Below are 15,858 nucleotides of genomic sequence, written 5' to 3' on the forward strand. Positions count from 1 at the left end.
GTATGAACCCTAAAAAAATGAAGTTGCCTGAGATTATTGCGGCATTTCGGGCAAGACAAGTTCAGTTCAAATTAAAGGATGGAAGTATCAAGACTATCTTTGTAGAAGAAATTGAGAATGAGTTGGACGATCAACCTGAGCTTATCTTTATGGCTGACGTTCCTGAAAAAGACATTAAAATTTCAGATGTAGTCAGTGCTACAGCCGTCTAGTTGGGAGGTGCAGTTATGGCTAAGGATGATTACTTTGTTATTATGTATCTGTTTTTGAAACGACTTTATGCTTTGCTGAAGAGTGGCAAAACCATTACTAATGACGAAATTGATGAATTTGGTCAGTCTTATAATCAAGACTACTGGGAGTATATTCTCATCAATTTAGCGAAGGAAGGCTATATTGAAGGTGCAGTTGAAGCTAAGACTCTTGGAGGCGGGAGCGTTGCTTACAAAGATGTGAAGATTACGCCTTCCGGTATTGAGTATTTGTTCAGTAACTCTATGATGGAACGAGTTAAGAATACACTAAAAGATATTAAGGGGATTGTCCCCGGATTCTAGCACCCGGCGAACACGTTGAGTGCTATTTTTATACTCTGATTGTCCCCAGCATGACGTAAAACTGCTTTTTGTTTTGCCTCAATTCGTGGTCGCTCCACGTAAATCTAGCGAGAGAGGATGTTTGAAATGAAACGAGAATTTTTAAAAGGTTTGGAATTGTCAGAAGAACAGATCAACGCAATCATGGCCGAGCATGGCAAGGATGTGGAGACTTCAAAGTCGCAGCTTACTGAGTTGCAGACAGAGAACGAGAGTCTCCACACTCAGATTGCTGATCGTGATAAGGACATCAAGGCACTTAAGAAGGACGCTGGCGATAACGAGGGCCTTTCCAAGCAGTTGACTGACCTTCAGGACAAATACAAGACTGACACGGAAAACTTGACCAATCAACTGAGTCAAACCAAGTTGAACGGTGCGCTGACTACGGCACTGACGGGTGCCAAGGTTCGTAACCCTAAGGCTGTGGAAGGCCTACTGGATATGGATAAGGTCAAGCTTACTGATGAAGGCAAGCTGGAAGGCTTAGATGACCAGCTTAGTGCGCTCCGAAAGTCAGATGGGTATTTGTTTGACGAAGGCTCCAAGGGTGGCTATGAGCCCGCTGGTGGCAATGGTTCCGACGATAACAACCAAGTTCAAGCTTTAGTCGATGCATTTAAATAATAGGAAGAAGGAATAATTTATGGCAACAGTTAATTACGCTGAAGCTTATCAACAAGCTATTCAGCAAGCATTTTATGATGGACACTTATTCTCAGTAGACTTATGGAACTCTCCGTCTAACAGCGTCATCAAGTTCGATGGTGCCAAGCATATCAAGGTCCCACGTCTGACAATTGATGAGGGTCGACGAGACCGTGCACGGCGTACAATTACGCAACCAAATGCAAACTACTCTAACGATTGGGATCCATATGAATTGAAGAACGAACGGTACTGGAGCACGCTGGTTGACCCATCCGATGTGGATGAATCCAACATGGTCATCTCCATCGCTAACATCACCAAGCAATTCAACCTTGACGAAAAGATGCCAGAAATGGACCGTCAAATGTTTAGTAAATTGTATCAAGAAAAGGCGGCAGCAGCTGATGGTGGGCTTCATACTGACACTCTGGATGAGAAGAATATCCTGACTGCCTTTGATGAAATGATGGTTAACTTCGATGAAGCACGGATTCCGCAACAGAACCGAGTACTGTATCTGACGCCTAAGAACAACGCTATCCTGAAGCGTGCTGAAGCTATGAACCGGGAACTGAACCTGAAGGATCCTAACAACGTTCAACGGACGGTCTACAGTCTTGATGACGTGACGATTGTGGTTGTGCCATCTGACTTAATGCAAACGGCTTTCGACTTTACTGTAGGTTCTAAGGCTGTGGATGAAGCTAAGCAAATCGAAATGTTCTTAATCTACAATGGTGTTCAGATTGCGCCACAGAAGTACAGCTTCGTTGGCTTCGATGCACCTAGTGCTGCCAACTCTGGCAACTACCTGTACTACGAACAATCCTACGATGATGTTCTGTTACTGAAAACGAAGACAAAGGGTATCGAATTTGTGACTTCCGATAAGGCTGCGTCCCCAAAAGCGTAGCCCCCGACAAGCCAACTAGTGCCAGTACGGTAGCGGATATCACTGCCTGGCTAGATGCCAATGAAATCGGTCATGACGGGGTAACCTTGAAGGCTGACTTGTTAGCGTTGGTACCGGCTGACTAAAAGGGGGGATCTACATGGATAAGCATCCACGGAGAGACGAGTTGCTGAAGCAATTGAGGCTGTTGAATCCTGATGATGGGAGCAATCCTAGCTATCAGGTCATGTTGGAGTGTGCTTTGGATAAAGTGGTGCAGGACGTGGCTAACTACACTCATTTGGCCATTTTGGAGCTACCTGAGGAGCTTGACACAGTTCTGGTGAGCTTGTGCCAACAGTTTCTAGCTACTCGTCAACTGCTCACTCCAGTAGCCGACCGAGATGGAGACGTTAAGACACTCAGTGAGGGTGACACGTCTGTAACCTTTAAGTCGATTGGTGAGGTGTACGCAGAGTTGCAGTCGGTGAACTCACTGACTGATAACTACACCGCTCAGCTGAACTCATTTCGGGTGGTGAAACGATGAAAGCATCATTTAAGCAAATGGGTAATCAACTTACTAAGCTGTGGTTTGACCGGGTGACCATCACCGGCGTTAAAACGGTCAAGGACGGTGCCTTTACCGACACCGTTCCAGTTGTGATTGTCGAAAACGAACCCGCTAAAGTGATTATGAAAGGTCAAAAAGCTAGTAAGCAGACGTTTTTCGGGACTGACGCTTACGATGCCAAATTACTCATCCGCAATGGCATTAAAATCCCTGCTGGTGCCGAAGTAGACGTGACAGATGTAAATGGTCAGGTCACTCATTACAAGCGTGCCAGCAAAGGATATGCCGGGTATGTGAGCCACCAAGAAGTAGCGATGGTTCGTGATGAGAAAGCTACTGAGGAGGTGGAGTAGATGGCTGCTTATGAAATTGACGATGAGGAATTTCAAGCCTGGGCCAAACGTGTGGACGAAAAGATTGCTACCGATGCAGTGAAGCTTGGTATTGAGCGTTCTGCCCGACGAATTAAAGCTCAATCTATGAGAGAGGTTAAGGCTCGGACCATAGTAGACACTGGGCACCTCCGGCGAACTTGGCACGTTTCTGGGCCATTTATTGGTGGTACCGTAATTTCATTGGAGTTATACAACAACACTGAGTATGCCCCATTTGTCGAAAATGGACATCGTACCCGAGGAGGCAGTGGATGGGTTGAAGGTAGATTTATGCTGAGAGACACTATTGAGGTGCTTGAGGCCCAGCTACCAAGTTTGATTTCACCGTCACTCCGAACGACTTTGAAGGGACTGTTAGATTAAGTGAATATTGTTGATCGTATTGGGCAACTCCTAGCAATTATAGCGCCGGGGCTGCCTGTTTATCGTGAGAACCAGAAAGGCGGTTTTAAGGAACCGTCTTTTTATGTGCCGGCGATTGGGAGTCGGGGTCAACCAGAACTATTCGGCCGACAGAAACGAACTCATGGGTATCAGGTGGTCTACTTTCCAGACCCGAAGAAACCGAATGCGGATATGGAAGTGATGGAACAGTTGCTGCTGGACCAATTCCTGACTCTTCCAGGGTTCGCCCACATTCGCGATCGTAACTTTGGCCGGATAGATGGGACTCTGACACTTGATTTTAATATCGTGCTCTGGGTCCAACCTGTGGATGACGCAGTGAAACTCAAGAACATGGAATATCATGGGGTGATTGCAAATGGGAGTAAGTAAATTTAATAAGTCTGCCTTGGCTTCTAGTAAGGGATTCACGCCGATTGAGCGGGATATCCTTACTATCAAGCTTGCAGATAACAAAAAGTATTCTATCACTGAGGCTAAGAAAATTATCAAGCAAACTAAAGGGGGTATTTAACTATGGCAGGTGGAACATGGACTACGCAAAACAAACGGCGCCCAGGGGCCTACATCAATACGAAAGGTGTTGCTCAGGCTAAGCCAGATACAACTCTGGGGCGTACGCTCTTTATTAACTCTGAAACGCTGAACTGGGGCGCTAATGGCGTCACTGAATTAGATGCAGGAACTGACTTTAAGGCGGTCTTAGGAACTAGCTTAGATAAGTTGGTGGCGTTAAAGGAAACGATGAAGGGGGCACTTACGGTGCTCTTTTTAAATACCAACGATGGTGAAAAAGCGAAGGTCACAGATGCGATGCTGCCTTGGGACTTCACAGCCAAGTATGCTGGGACTAAGGGGAATGACCTGACTATTTCTATTGAGAAGGACCCAGCGGATGAAACACTTGTTACAATCAATACCCTATTTGGTACCGAAGTTGTTAACCAGCAATCACTTCGAACTACTAACGCGAGTGGCCTGGAATCCAACACCTATGTGGATGTGGTGTTCACAGGCGACACCGTGTCCGGTGAAGATGGTGCTGGCAAGTCTAAACTCGAAGCTTTGTCAGCTTCCACAACTTACCCTCTATCTGGTGGGACGACCAAGCCAACCGATGTGACAGACGTTTTGAATGACGTTATGGGCACTGAGAACTATAACGTCGTGACTACCGCCGGTTTTGCTGTGGATAACGATATTCACGCACTGGTGACGGCTGCTACCAAACGTCTTCGCGAAGATGAAGGTTACAAGATTCGGGAAGTTGTACCAGGGCAAGAAGGTGGCACTAAGTACGACTACGAAGGTGTGTCGGTGGTAAACAACGGTGTTGAACTTACCGACGGCACTATCCTGACCACTACCCAAGCAGCAGGTTGGTTTGCTGGTGCTTCTTCAGCAGCTGATGAGACTACATCGTTGACCTACACAACCTACCCGGATGCTGTGGCGGCCTCTCCTAAGCGGACTAATGAGCAGACCATTAACATCCTGAATGCGGGTCAAATTGTCTTTACGACTCGTCGTGATGGGACTGTGGTAGTTGAACAGGACATCAACTCATTGTTGACGGTCACTGACGACAAGCCAGCTAGTTTCCAAAAGAATCGGACGATGCGGACTCTGGACACTATCGCTTTAAATACTACTGAAGCCTTTGAATCTAACTTTATTGGTAAGGTAAGCAATGACTCAACCGGCCGTAGCTTGTTTAAGGCAGATCGGGCAACCTATTTGCAAGGGTTAGCGAATAGTCGAGCAATTGATGGCTTTGATCCTGCTGATATTATGGTCGATCCAGGAAATGACAAGGATTCCGTTCTGGTGACTCTTGCGATTACGCCAGTTGATTCAATGGAAAAGCTCTACATGACTGTCACTGTAGGTTAAGAAAGGGGAGATACTAGATGGACGAAACAACGTCAACGATTGGTCAGTTTTTAAATGGCCGGGACACTATTAGCACGAAAGACGCCAAAATTTTTATTAAGATGAACGGCAAGGTTTGGCCAATGATTGAATGTGACAAGTTCTCAGCCAAACTAGAAAAGAACAAGGAAGATGTTCAAACCCTAGGCTCTCGCTGGAAACATAAGAAGGTCACCTCAGTCGAAGGAACAGGAACTTTGGGTGGCTACGTTATCAGCTCTAATTGGTTGAAGTACGCTTTGCCATATATTCAAGGTGGGAAAGACTTGTACTTTGAGGCCGTCATGAAGATTGAAGATCCAACGTCTCAGGCTGGCTCACAAACGGTTCAGTTGGGGAGCGTTAACCTCGATGACATTCCAATCGCGGACTTTGAAGCTGACGATGGTGTTATGGAGTTTGAATCGGACTTTACTTTTGAAGAGATTCAATTATTAGAAGCATTCACTGGTTTTGAAGAATAAACAATAAGGAGGCCATAACTATGGCAGAGCAAGTATCAATCAAGGATTTCTTACGTAAACGACAGATGGCGGAAAAGGAAGTTAAATTTAAGGGGTTCTCCGTCCCCTTTGTGATTCGAGAAATTTCAAACGGGGAGAATGAAAAGTTACAGAAGTCCGCGACTAAGACAACTAAGAATCGTGCCGGACAAGTTATGCAAAACCTGGATCAGGATAAGTACGCGAAGGACTTGCTGCTCACTTCGGTTGTTCAGCCTGACCTGAACACGCAAGAACTTCAAGAATTTTATGGTACCTTGGCAGACCCTTATGGAACCTTGAAAAAGATGTTATCTATTGGCGAGTTCACTGCCTTGGTCCAGGAGGTTAATAAGCTTTCTGGTGTGGAAGAAGCATTGGACGATAAGGTTGAAGATGCAAAAAAATAATCAAGTCCGGTAAAGGCAACGACCTATGGTATTACCATTATGCAATGTTTGAGTTCGGTTGGCTTCCAGAGCAATGGGCTAATCTAAATATTGATGAAAAGGCGTTGGTTATTGCTGGAATTGACAACCGTATTGCGGCTGAGGATAAACAACAAAAGGAAATGGAACGTAAGGCCAGGTCAAAGTGATCTGGCCTATTTTGATAGAAAGGAGGGGAAATAAGTGGCAGGAACGATTAGTGCAACTATTAAGATTAATGATGCCTTTAGCGGTGCCCTAAATAAGTTGAAGTCTGGTTTGGGTAGTAGCGCAAACGCTATGAACAAACTTAAGAGTAACGCCTCTGCTTCAGGCAGTGGTGGTGGGATGTTCAAGCAGTTTCTTGGTGCTAATGTTATTGGTGCTGGGGTTACGAAAGCGATAGGGGCTATTGGTAACGGTGTTCGGAGTATGTATGGCGAGTTAGACGAGTCTAGTCGAGCTTGGCAGACCTTTAACGGTAATATGAAAATGATTGGCCAGGAACCAAAGCAGATTGCCTCTACACGTGGCGATTTGCAGAAGTTCGCGCAGCAGACCATCTACTCAGCGTCTGATATGGCTTCAACATATAGCCAATTAGCTGCTGTTGGTACTAAGAACACAAAATCACTGGTTAAGGGGTTTGGTGGCTTAGCTGCGGCTTCATCTGATCCACAACAAGCGATGAAGACATTAAGTCAACAGGCTACTCAAGCTGCTGCTAAGCCCAAAATTCAATGGCAAGATTTTAAGCTGATGATGGAACAAACTCCTGCTGGTATGGCCGCTGTGGCCCAAACCATGCATCGAAGTACTGGTCAGCTGGTCAAAGATGTTCAAGACGGCAAAGTTAAGACGGATGACTTTTTCGCAGCTATTGCTCAGACTGGTACCAACGAGAACTTTAGCAAGATGGCCACACAGTACAAAACAGTTGGTCAAGCAATGGATGGGCTTCGTGAAACCGCGGCTAATAAACTTCAACCAGCATTTGATAAGATCGGCAAGGTCGGTATTAACGCCATTAGTTCATTTACTGACAGGATAGGTGATATGAACTTTGACGGTTTGGCAGATGGTATTCTCGGTCTAGGTTCGAAGATTATGGCGGGGTTACAACCCTTAAAAGAAGTTGCTCCATATATTCTTGGTGTGGTTGGTGCCTTTGCAGGATTATCAGCGATTTCTGGAATTCTTACAGGAGTTACTGGAGCATTTACTAGTATAGGGTCTGCCGCAATGGGGTTTGTGACGAAACTCATAGCTATTCCAGCACAAATTATCAGTATATTTAGCTCAATTGGAAGTGCGTTTGCTTTTCTTGCTACTCCTATTGGGTTGGTATTAGTAGCAATCACTGTAGCAATAGTGGCTGCTGTCTATGCTTGGAAAACAAATTTTGCTGGGGTTAGAGACTTTTTGAGTAGCGTTTTTAGCAATTTAGGAAGTATTTTTGGTCCGCTGGTCAGTGCATTTGATGAGTTGAAGTCAGCATTGGCCCCTGTTGCCAGTGTACTGCTTCCGATGTTAGGACAGGCGTTGGGGATGATTGGCGTCGGCGTCATTGTAAGCATTGCAGTGGCATTTGCCGCCTTTGCTGATGCTTTAAGAATTGTTGTTAGCGTGGGTGCCGCAGTCGTTCATGCTGTTATGGCAATTGTCCAAGGGATGCAAGCACTTCATCAGGCAATGACTGGGGACTTTAGTGGTGCAGCCAGTTCTTTATCTAAGGCTAAGGATAGTATTAGTGGAATCGGTGATGCTTTAAGTCACATTGGTGACAAATCAGCGACTGGTCAAGTCCTGTCTTCTTTGGATCAACTTGGTTCAAAGGCAAGTACGACAAAGAGTCAACTGAGCAATATTCAGGTTAAACCAAAACTGGACACATCTAACGTTTTCTCACAGATGGACCAGATGACCGCCAACAAAACAGCTAAGGTTAATGTTAAACCTGAGATTCAGGCAGGTGCCAATCCTTTTCAAACGATTCAGGCTCAGGCAGATTCTCATCCGGTTAAAACCAAAGCTCAAGTTGATACGTCAGAGGTCGGTAATCCGCTCAAGCAATTGCAGAGTCAGGCCTCATCGAATCCAATTAAAGCCAAAGTTCAAACTGATACTTCGTCCACAGCGGATCCACTCCAACAGATTAAGTCTAAAGCCGCTGCAACCACGATTAAGCCTAAGGTGGAGACGCCAAAGGTTCCAACGCCGACAATGCCAAAAGGGCAGACGTTGCATGTAAAGGTTGCAACACCAAAGATTCCCACACCAACGCGACCTTCTTCAATGCCAACTCTGCATGTAAAAGTAGCAACGCCTAAGATTCCAACGCCAACTAAACCAACAATTCCGACTATTGCAGCGCCACATGTTATGCGACCTTCAATGGCTGGTGTGGTTTCGGCTGTTGGGTCGGGAATGCGTGCTGCCGCAGCTGCGGCGCGTCAAGGCGGTGCTGGAATTTCTGCTGCTGTCCGAAGTTCTATTGCTCAGGCAGTGGGTGCTGCACGGGCAGGGGCTGGAGCCATGCGTTCGGCTGGTGCCATGATCGGTGCAGGGCTGGCTGGTGGTATGCGGTCCCAAGTTGGCGCCGTGGCCGCTGCTGCTAATGCATTAGTTGCTCAAGCTAATCGAGCCGCTCGTGCCGCTGCTAAGATTCACTCGCCTTCTCGTGTTTTTGCTGAAATTGGCGATTATATGGGTCAAGGTATGGCAGTTGGGATGAATGGAACTAGCGCACTAGTTGCTGGTGCTGGAGCCAGCATGGCTCACTCTGCTGTGGGTGGTGCTCGAGGGGCTACTATGCCGGGAGTAAACCCTAATGCATCTACACCGGGGCATTCGCCATTTGCCCGAAGTGTGGTACCAGGGTCGAGTATGACAAACGCAACTACGAATACCACTAGTCAGCAAACTAGTGGTAATACGATTACGTTTGCACCGGGAGCTATTCAGATTCAAAGCACCGGTAACGCTGACTATGATGGTGAACGGATTGCGGCTGCGTTGGAGTCACATTTAATTAACTTAAAGGAACGGAGGGGCTAAAATGGCTGGAATGCAATTCAACTTAACTGACAGCAAGAATAAAACGTTCGTGCTGCCAGTCAATCCGAAAGAAGTTTCAATTGATTCTGCCACTGCGGACTCTACTGTTTCTGTAGTTAAGCTGGGCCAGATCAACCTTGTTGGTGATGAGAAGATCCGTTCTATCGAGGTCAGCAGTACACTGCCGGTCAAGACCGCGGATGTGCACTATCTCAGTGTTTCCAAGCCATATAAGAATGGTCAGACCTATGTGGACAAGTTGACTAAGATTTACAAGTCCAAGAAGCAAGTTCGATTGGTTGTGACCAAGACGAAGATTAGCTTCAAGGGAATCATGTCGGAGTTCAAGTATGGCATGGAAGACGGCAATGCCGATGAGTTTACCTTCACTTTCAAACTGACTGAGTACAAGCCTCATAAGGCGAAGAAAATCAAAACGTCTAAGAAGAAAAAGAAGAAGGTGGCTAAGAAGGGGAAGTCCCGGTCGAAGCCGCCTAAGAAGATTGGACGTGGCTCTAAGGTGATTGTGAATGGACGGCTGCACGCTAATTCTGTTGGCTCTGGCCCTGGGGCCACCGAGCGGAATGCTACTCGCAAGATTTCACTGATTGCCAAGGGTGCCAAGTACCCGTACCACGTCACGACACTTAGTGGTGGGGCCCGGGGCTGGGTGTCCAAGTCAGCAGTAAAGGCGGTGTGATATGACAGTTACTTTCTTTCAGTCGCAGACGCCTGGTAGTAAGACTAAGTGGGACCTGCGGGAAATCTTGAAGACTGATATTAAGTGGACGACCGATATTGACTTTTCAGCCGGTCAGTTGACGTTTGGATTGGTTGAAGTGGATGAAGGCTACACGCCTAAAAACGGTGATAATATTTGGTTCAACTGGAACCATGATCACGTCTTCAAAGGAAAAATTTTTAAGGTTGATTATGATGAGTCAGAGACCTTTACCGTTACGGCCTATGACAGTCTGCGATACTTCAAGAATCAGGACTCACTTATCTGGCCGGTGTCTACCATCTCACAACGCTTCACTAAGGTAGCCAAATTGGCCGGAGTGAAGCACAAGGTTGTCGACAAGTCGACTCACAAGTTAGTGGCGGAGGTTGCCGACAGTAAGAGCTACTTTGACATGCTCAAGGATTCCTTCAAATCTACACGGTTAGCAACGGGGCACCGTTACTTCCTGCATGATAACTATGGTGTAATCGAATTACGACGTTCCCCATACAAGAAGCTGAAATATTTCATTGGTGACCAGTCGTTGATGACTGGTTTTTCTTTTACTAAATCCATTGATGAGGCTGCTAACGTGGTCCGGGTCGTTCGGACGGATAAAAAGAAGAAGCAGAAGACTTCCTCCACAGCTAAGGCCAAGAAACAGACTGCGGCTCAGAAGAAAGCTGCTGACGTGGCCAACACTAAGTTGAAGACAGTTACCGCTTCTGGTGGATCTGTTGAGCGTTGGGGAAAGCTTCAGATTGTCGAGAAGGCCAAGGATAAGGCTAACGCCGCTCAGATGAAAAAGAAGGCTGCTGACATTCTGAAGTCTAAGAATAAGCAGACCTACACTTTGAAACTGACAACGTTGGCCACGCTCTCTATGGTTCCCGGCAATCAAGCGATGGTTAAGGTGAAGAGCTTGAAGGATATCGGTTTAGGTAGTAAGTACCTGCTGATTACCAAGGCTACTCATACCTTTGGCCGTACCAGCCATACAGCTGATTTAGAAATGAAGGTGCGTATTTAATGGCAGGAGAAACCATGCTGAGTTGGTGGGCCAATCGTGGTGGCCACGATAGTGAGTATTCGGATATCGTGTTTGGCACGGTGGTTACTGAAGACCCGCTGACCATTCAGATATCCAACCAGATGATGCTTACCGAAGCGTTTCTTAATTTGAGTGAGTCTGTCACTGATCACAAGGTAAAAATGAAAATTGACGGCAAAGAAACCACGGTCACTGTCTTGGGCGCCTTGAAAAAAGGCGACGGGGTCACGATGATTCGCCAGGATGGTGGCCAGCAATTTTATGTACTAGAGAAGACGGGAGGTGACGAAGATGAATGATGAACTAGAAGAAGTCGAGACCGAAGATGTGGTTGATGAGGTTGAAGACGAGGTTGAGGAAGAGACGTTACCGAGCCTCACCTATCTGGTCCGCAATGGTCGAATCGTTTCAACTGTGGACGGACAGGCCGCTATGGTTCAAGCGGTCGACAAGATTCTGAAAACAGAACGGTTCGTATTCCCCATCTACGATGACCAGTACGGTAACGACCTGGGCGAATTAATCGGCAAGGACTTTGATTATGCCGAGGTCGAGGTGGAACGAATGCTTACCGAAGCGCTGGAAGCTGATGACCGGGTTACGGATGTAACGGTCGATGAGATTGAACAGATTAATTCCACTACACTGAAGGCTAACGGCTCCTGTGAAACCATCTTCGGCACTATCCCGATTGAAAGCGAGGTGACATTGAATGAATCCTGAAACATTGGCGGCGGAGCTGGAGTCTCATGACTTCGATTACTTTATGGATACCATGTTAGATGACGTTAGCGATGACGTGGATAAGCGGCAAGGGTCAATTATCTATGACGCGCTGGGCCCCGCTGCTACTCAGCTGGCTGAAGAGTCATTACAAATGGCGGAAGTTATTCGGGCAGCTTACACGAAGACGGCACCCGGCGAGTTCTTAGACTACCGAGCCCCAGAACGTGGGACGGTTCGTCAAGCGGCTACCACAGCACAGGTTCTAGCTAAGTTCCTAGATAGCAATGGTGTACCAATCAGTAATGTAGAGCCAGGTGATCAATTCGCAAGTGTGGGTGAGGAGCCAATCTTTTACCACGTCACTAAGGTCAATGACGATTTAACTGGTGAGTTGGCTGCTGACGAGTCCGGTACGGTAGCTAACGGTTACCTAGGTCAGATTCTCCCGGTGACGCCGAACGATTCGTTGAGTTGGGCGGAGATCACTGCTGTGACGGTGCCCGCTAAGGATAGCGAGACCAATGACCACTTGCGGGAACGGCTACTATCACCGGACGCCTATAACGCTTATGGTGGGAACGTGTCAGATTACTTGGACATGTTGTCTAAGATTACCGATGTTGGTGCTGGTCAGGTTTACCCAACGTGGGAAGGCGGAGGCACCGTTAAGTTAGTGATTGTAAATAACGAGCTGCGAGCTGCCAGTGATTCGCTGATTAAGCAAGTTAAGCAGACCATCGACCCGGCCAATTTCGAGGGACAAGGTTACGGTCTAGCTCCCATCGGTCATGCGGTCACTGTGGTGGCGCCTAGCGAGGTTAAGGTGGAAATTGAGTCAACGGTCACAACTGATTCACAAGCTTCCGTGTCGAGTGTGGAGACCCAGATTAAGGCCGGTATCGAGTCTTACTTTGCCAAGCGACGGGAAGCTTGGGACGATGTGGATAAGGTGACTGGCCGGGGCTATTCGCTGACGGTGTACCGCTCACAAATTCTGTCAGAGATTATGCGGGTTGAGGGCGTGATTAACGCCACTTTGCCGGTTTTGAACGGGACTGAGAGTGATGTGGTGATGACCTTCAATGATGAAACTTCTGAGCTACCAGTGGTTGGTGAGGTGGTGCTCAATGGTTAAGCTGAAAGAGTATCTGCCAGACTACTACGATGGCGTTCGTGAGATGCAGCGCTTGATGGAGGTCGAACAGAAGCAGGCCGATGGTTTCGATGATATGGCTACCCGAATTCTGATGAATCAGTTCGTTTCTACGGCTGATAGCGATGGCCTGAGTATCTTCGAGAACCAGCTAGGCTTGCCAACCGATTTGAATCAATCGTTGGAATCACGCCGTTACGATATCATGGTGCGCCTACTACCACCGCGACCAATCACTATTTGGTATTTTCGAGAGTTACTAGCATCGATGGATATTCCGGCTACGGTTGATCAAGACGCTATTCGAAACCATGTGACTACGATGAGTGAAGCTGACGACATTACACCGGAACAGATTAAGCGGCTTCGCTATTTGTTGAATGTGATGTTACCGGCCGATCAAACGTATCAAATCCAGACACAAGCCAACGTGATGACCACACAGAGTATCTTTATGGGTGGAAGCACGCAGACCTATACGAAAGCTACCATCATGCCGAAGACGTTGCGAACCGCAGTAGTACGGCAACCGCAATACTTTGGTGGAATTAAGTCACAGATTTATGTACGAACAACAATTAAGGGAGGGGATGAGAATCAATGAGTAAGTATGATGCTTCAGAGTTAACCAACGAAGGGCTGCGGCTATCTAGCTTGGCAGCTAATGGGAAGACCAGCTTCACGATTACCCGAGTCGCTTCCACAGCGGATGATCTGTCTGGGGTGGATGTGACGGAACTAACGGCACTGCCAAATGAAGTTCAGACAGGGGCCATCAACGACCGATTGAATTCACCAGACGGCAACGGCGCCATTGTGGGGACCGATATTACTTTTGAAAACTCTGGACTTACCGAGAGTTATTCGATTGGTGCGGTTGGTTTATATGCAACTGAGACTGGTGAGGGCAAATCAGAAGTGCTTTATGCAGTGGTTAAAGCTATCAAACCTGAGTTTATTCCAGACTTCGCTGACAAAGTTCTCATGCAGTTTGGCATGATCGTCTATGTAATTGTTGGTAAAACCGAGAATGTCGCGGTAACGATTAACCCAGCCGGAATGGCAACTAAGGAGTATGTAGACAAAGCAATCGAGGACCACAAGGTGATTCTTCCAAGTACATTGATGTATTCGAATGAGGATGCAAATATTTCTGCACGATGGAAGTTTGAACAAACTCCAACGGACGTAAATGGAAATCAATATGCTACTAAGAATGAGGTTGAAAAAGGGTACGTTAAAGACAATGGTGATGGTTCTGCTAGTCTTAACGGAGATAATATTGTTCTTGCTGATGACACTAAAGTGATTCATCGTAGTCCAGATACTGGATTAGTAACGGAGAAAGTTGATTTTATTAATGCCACAGTGAATGGAGGTAAATCAGTCGCTACCAGCGACGATTTAAAAAGTGTTGAGTCAAAGGCTTGGCATAAACTAGTATTTGATGAAAGCTGCAATTTAAATGGTGCGCTAGTTAGTTCATATATCGTGTATCAAATTCATGATGACGAGAAGTATATTTCCTTTTTCTATTTAGGAATAGGACAGTCTCAAAACCAGCCATTTGATACGGGTACGCCAATTTTGGATCTTTCTTCAGTTGTTAAAGAGATATCAAAAATTGATTTTAGGACAGGTTATGGCGATATTGGTAATAACCAATCAAATGGAATCGAGTTTAAAATTGAGGGGGCAAAAGTCTTAACTTATTCAACCACAGGAAAGTTATATATTGCACCCGATCATGTAGTTAACTTGTTCCCATTGAATAATACTGAAAGACGAATTTATTATACTGAATTAATTTAAGGAGGAATAAAAATGCCGACTTACTACGTTAAACCAGATTCAAAGAATGAGTTCCCAGACAAGAGTGTATCACCTGTGTTGGAACAGTCCGATGGCTTAAGGGCAGTAAATGTGACCCTTACTTCAGTGCAGTATTTCACTCGTTATTGGTGGATGTACCGACTGATGGATAACGGCCGAGTTGAAGCTCCTGGTAATCTGCCAAGTCTGGATATTGATTATCTGACGGGTTTGATCGATAAGCAGTCTGAGACAATTGAAAATCTGAAAGATATCGCTGCTCAACTAGGTGGAGCACAAGCAACTGCAGCTGTTGATTTAGATAGCGTCAAGACGGCCGCAAGTGAACTTGGCGGACAGTTTGCAGAGTTTATGGTGGCTAATGCTACCAACAAAGAATAGGAGGAAGCAATCATGAATTACACACTAATCAAGATGTTCTACAGTTGGGGGAAGCTTACACCGACAATTAGCTGGTACCGGGAGAATGATTTTATTGACGATAAGCAATATGAAACTATTACAGGAACGCCATATCAAGCACCGACTACTGACGAGGCAGGGAAGTAGAGGTGCTTTTAATATGGATAGAAAACTGTACGATCATTACAAGAAGAATCAATTCTGGTTCTGGTCCGCCGTCGAGACTTATGCGATTGCGATTGTTTTCATCATTCAAGTTAACTTCTTCGATTTAGAACCCCCAGCGCACACTATGCTGGGCTTTTTAGATGATCCGGTATCAATCTTCCTGATTGCAGTCATTGGGACGTTTGCAATGGTCTACTCAATCTGGGACTTTCATTGGTTCTACGCACGGCCCATTATGATTGGCTGTCTAGTCTTTGTGTGGATGAGCTTCTTTCTGGGATTCCTAATTCACGATATGGAAATGGGGGCCCTGATTAGCCCAGGAGCCGTTTTGACTGGTGGGGTGATTTGTCGGATTATTAGCTACGCTTTTACAGGGGATGATTAAA

At 46.3% G+C, this 15,858-nt stretch carries 23 protein-coding genes; all 23 read left to right on the plus strand.

Annotated features, from left to right (window positions below):
• The first annotated feature begins 2 nt into the window (after positions 1–2).
• The gene (locus FD28_RS05405; RefSeq protein ID WP_057733357.1) at positions 3–212 is read left to right on the plus strand and encodes a hypothetical protein; all 210 of its coding nucleotides are present in this window, start codon (positions 3–5) and stop codon (positions 210–212) included.
• A 15-nt stretch (positions 213–227) separates the two neighbouring features.
• Entirely contained in the window at positions 228–557 is a 330-nt protein-coding gene (locus FD28_RS05410; protein ID WP_057733359.1) for a YjcQ family protein, read from the plus strand.
• A gap of 126 nt (positions 558–683) precedes the next feature.
• Positions 684–1,223 (plus strand): phage scaffolding protein, encoded by a 540-nt coding sequence (locus tag FD28_RS05415; RefSeq protein ID WP_057733361.1) that lies wholly within the window; start codon positions 684–686, stop codon positions 1,221–1,223.
• A gap of 19 nt (positions 1,224–1,242) precedes the next feature.
• Entirely contained in the window at positions 1,243–2,160 is a 918-nt protein-coding gene (locus FD28_RS05420) for a hypothetical protein (protein ID WP_057733363.1), read from the plus strand.
• A gap of 139 nt (positions 2,161–2,299) precedes the next feature.
• Entirely contained in the window at positions 2,300–2,689 is a 390-nt protein-coding gene (locus tag FD28_RS05425) for a head-tail connector protein (RefSeq protein WP_057733365.1), read from the plus strand.
• The gene (locus FD28_RS05430; protein ID WP_057733367.1) at positions 2,686–3,066 is read left to right on the plus strand and encodes a hypothetical protein; all 381 of its coding nucleotides are present in this window, start codon (positions 2,686–2,688) and stop codon (positions 3,064–3,066) included. The genes FD28_RS05425 and FD28_RS05430 overlap by 4 nt, the downstream gene beginning before the upstream one ends.
• Positions 3,067–3,471, plus strand: coding sequence for an HK97 gp10 family phage protein (locus FD28_RS05435; RefSeq protein WP_057733369.1), 405 nt, complete (start codon positions 3,067–3,069; stop codon positions 3,469–3,471).
• Entirely contained in the window at positions 3,472–3,885 is a 414-nt protein-coding gene (locus tag FD28_RS05440; RefSeq protein WP_057733370.1) for a phage tail terminator family protein, read from the plus strand. It abuts the gene before it with no gap.
• Positions 3,872–4,027, plus strand: coding sequence for a hypothetical protein (locus tag FD28_RS13215; RefSeq protein ID WP_157059845.1), 156 nt, complete (start codon positions 3,872–3,874; stop codon positions 4,025–4,027). Before FD28_RS05440 ends, FD28_RS13215 begins: the two co-directional genes overlap by 14 nt.
• A 2-nt stretch (positions 4,028–4,029) precedes the next feature.
• Positions 4,030–5,406 carry a phage tail sheath family protein gene (locus FD28_RS05445; protein WP_057733373.1) on the plus strand — a complete coding sequence of 459 codons (1,377 nt, stop codon included), beginning with the start codon at positions 4,030–4,032 and terminating at the stop codon, positions 5,404–5,406.
• A 17-nt stretch (positions 5,407–5,423) separates the two neighbouring features.
• A complete protein-coding gene (locus FD28_RS05450) occupies positions 5,424–5,909 on the plus strand; it encodes a phage tail tube protein (protein WP_057733375.1) in 486 nt (161 codons plus the stop codon).
• 20 nt (positions 5,910–5,929) lie between these two features.
• On the plus strand, positions 5,930–6,337 hold the full coding sequence (locus FD28_RS05455) for a phage tail assembly chaperone (RefSeq protein ID WP_057733377.1): 408 nt from the start codon (positions 5,930–5,932) through the stop codon (positions 6,335–6,337).
• A 222-nt stretch (positions 6,338–6,559) separates the two neighbouring features.
• A complete protein-coding gene (locus FD28_RS13370; protein ID WP_057733379.1) occupies positions 6,560–9,412 on the plus strand; it encodes a tape measure protein in 2,853 nt (950 codons plus the stop codon).
• Position 9,413: 1 nt separating this feature from the next.
• Positions 9,414–10,112, plus strand: coding sequence for a hypothetical protein (locus tag FD28_RS05465; protein WP_057733381.1), 699 nt, complete (start codon positions 9,414–9,416; stop codon positions 10,110–10,112).
• Between the two features lies 1 nt (position 10,113).
• Positions 10,114–11,166 (plus strand): XkdQ/YqbQ family protein, encoded by a 1,053-nt coding sequence (locus tag FD28_RS05470; protein ID WP_057733383.1) that lies wholly within the window; start codon positions 10,114–10,116, stop codon positions 11,164–11,166.
• The gene (locus tag FD28_RS05475; RefSeq protein WP_057733385.1) at positions 11,166–11,486 is read left to right on the plus strand and encodes a DUF2577 domain-containing protein; all 321 of its coding nucleotides are present in this window, start codon (positions 11,166–11,168) and stop codon (positions 11,484–11,486) included. Before FD28_RS05470 ends, FD28_RS05475 begins: the two co-directional genes overlap by 1 nt.
• Positions 11,470–11,910: a DUF2634 domain-containing protein gene (locus FD28_RS05480; RefSeq protein ID WP_235806851.1), complete on the plus strand. Its 441-nt coding sequence runs from the start codon at positions 11,470–11,472 to the stop codon at positions 11,908–11,910. Before FD28_RS05475 ends, FD28_RS05480 begins: the two co-directional genes overlap by 17 nt.
• Complete coding sequence (locus tag FD28_RS05485; RefSeq protein ID WP_057733388.1) at positions 11,900–13,048, plus strand: baseplate J/gp47 family protein; 1,149 nt, start codon at positions 11,900–11,902, stop codon at positions 13,046–13,048. Before FD28_RS05480 ends, FD28_RS05485 begins: the two co-directional genes overlap by 11 nt.
• Positions 13,041–13,670 (plus strand): putative phage tail protein, encoded by a 630-nt coding sequence (locus FD28_RS05490; protein ID WP_057733390.1) that lies wholly within the window; start codon positions 13,041–13,043, stop codon positions 13,668–13,670. The genes FD28_RS05485 and FD28_RS05490 overlap by 8 nt, the downstream gene beginning before the upstream one ends.
• Complete coding sequence (locus FD28_RS05495; protein WP_057733393.1) at positions 13,667–14,878, plus strand: phage tail protein; 1,212 nt, start codon at positions 13,667–13,669, stop codon at positions 14,876–14,878. The genes FD28_RS05490 and FD28_RS05495 overlap by 4 nt, the downstream gene beginning before the upstream one ends.
• Positions 14,879–14,890: 12 nt before the next feature.
• Positions 14,891–15,280, plus strand: a complete 390-nt coding sequence (locus FD28_RS05500; protein WP_057733395.1) for a hypothetical protein — start codon at positions 14,891–14,893, stop codon at positions 15,278–15,280.
• A 12-nt stretch (positions 15,281–15,292) separates the two neighbouring features.
• Positions 15,293–15,448, plus strand: coding sequence for a hypothetical protein (locus FD28_RS13230; RefSeq protein ID WP_157059846.1), 156 nt, complete (start codon positions 15,293–15,295; stop codon positions 15,446–15,448).
• 13 nt (positions 15,449–15,461) lie between these two features.
• Positions 15,462–15,857 (plus strand): hypothetical protein, encoded by a 396-nt coding sequence (locus tag FD28_RS05505; RefSeq protein WP_057733397.1) that lies wholly within the window; start codon positions 15,462–15,464, stop codon positions 15,855–15,857.
• Position 15,858 lies beyond the last annotated feature (1 nt).

Origin of the sequence: Levilactobacillus hammesii DSM 16381 (assembly GCF_001434395.1) — a bacterium.
GTDB classification, from domain to species: Bacteria; Bacillota; Bacilli; order Lactobacillales; family Lactobacillaceae; genus Levilactobacillus; species Levilactobacillus hammesii.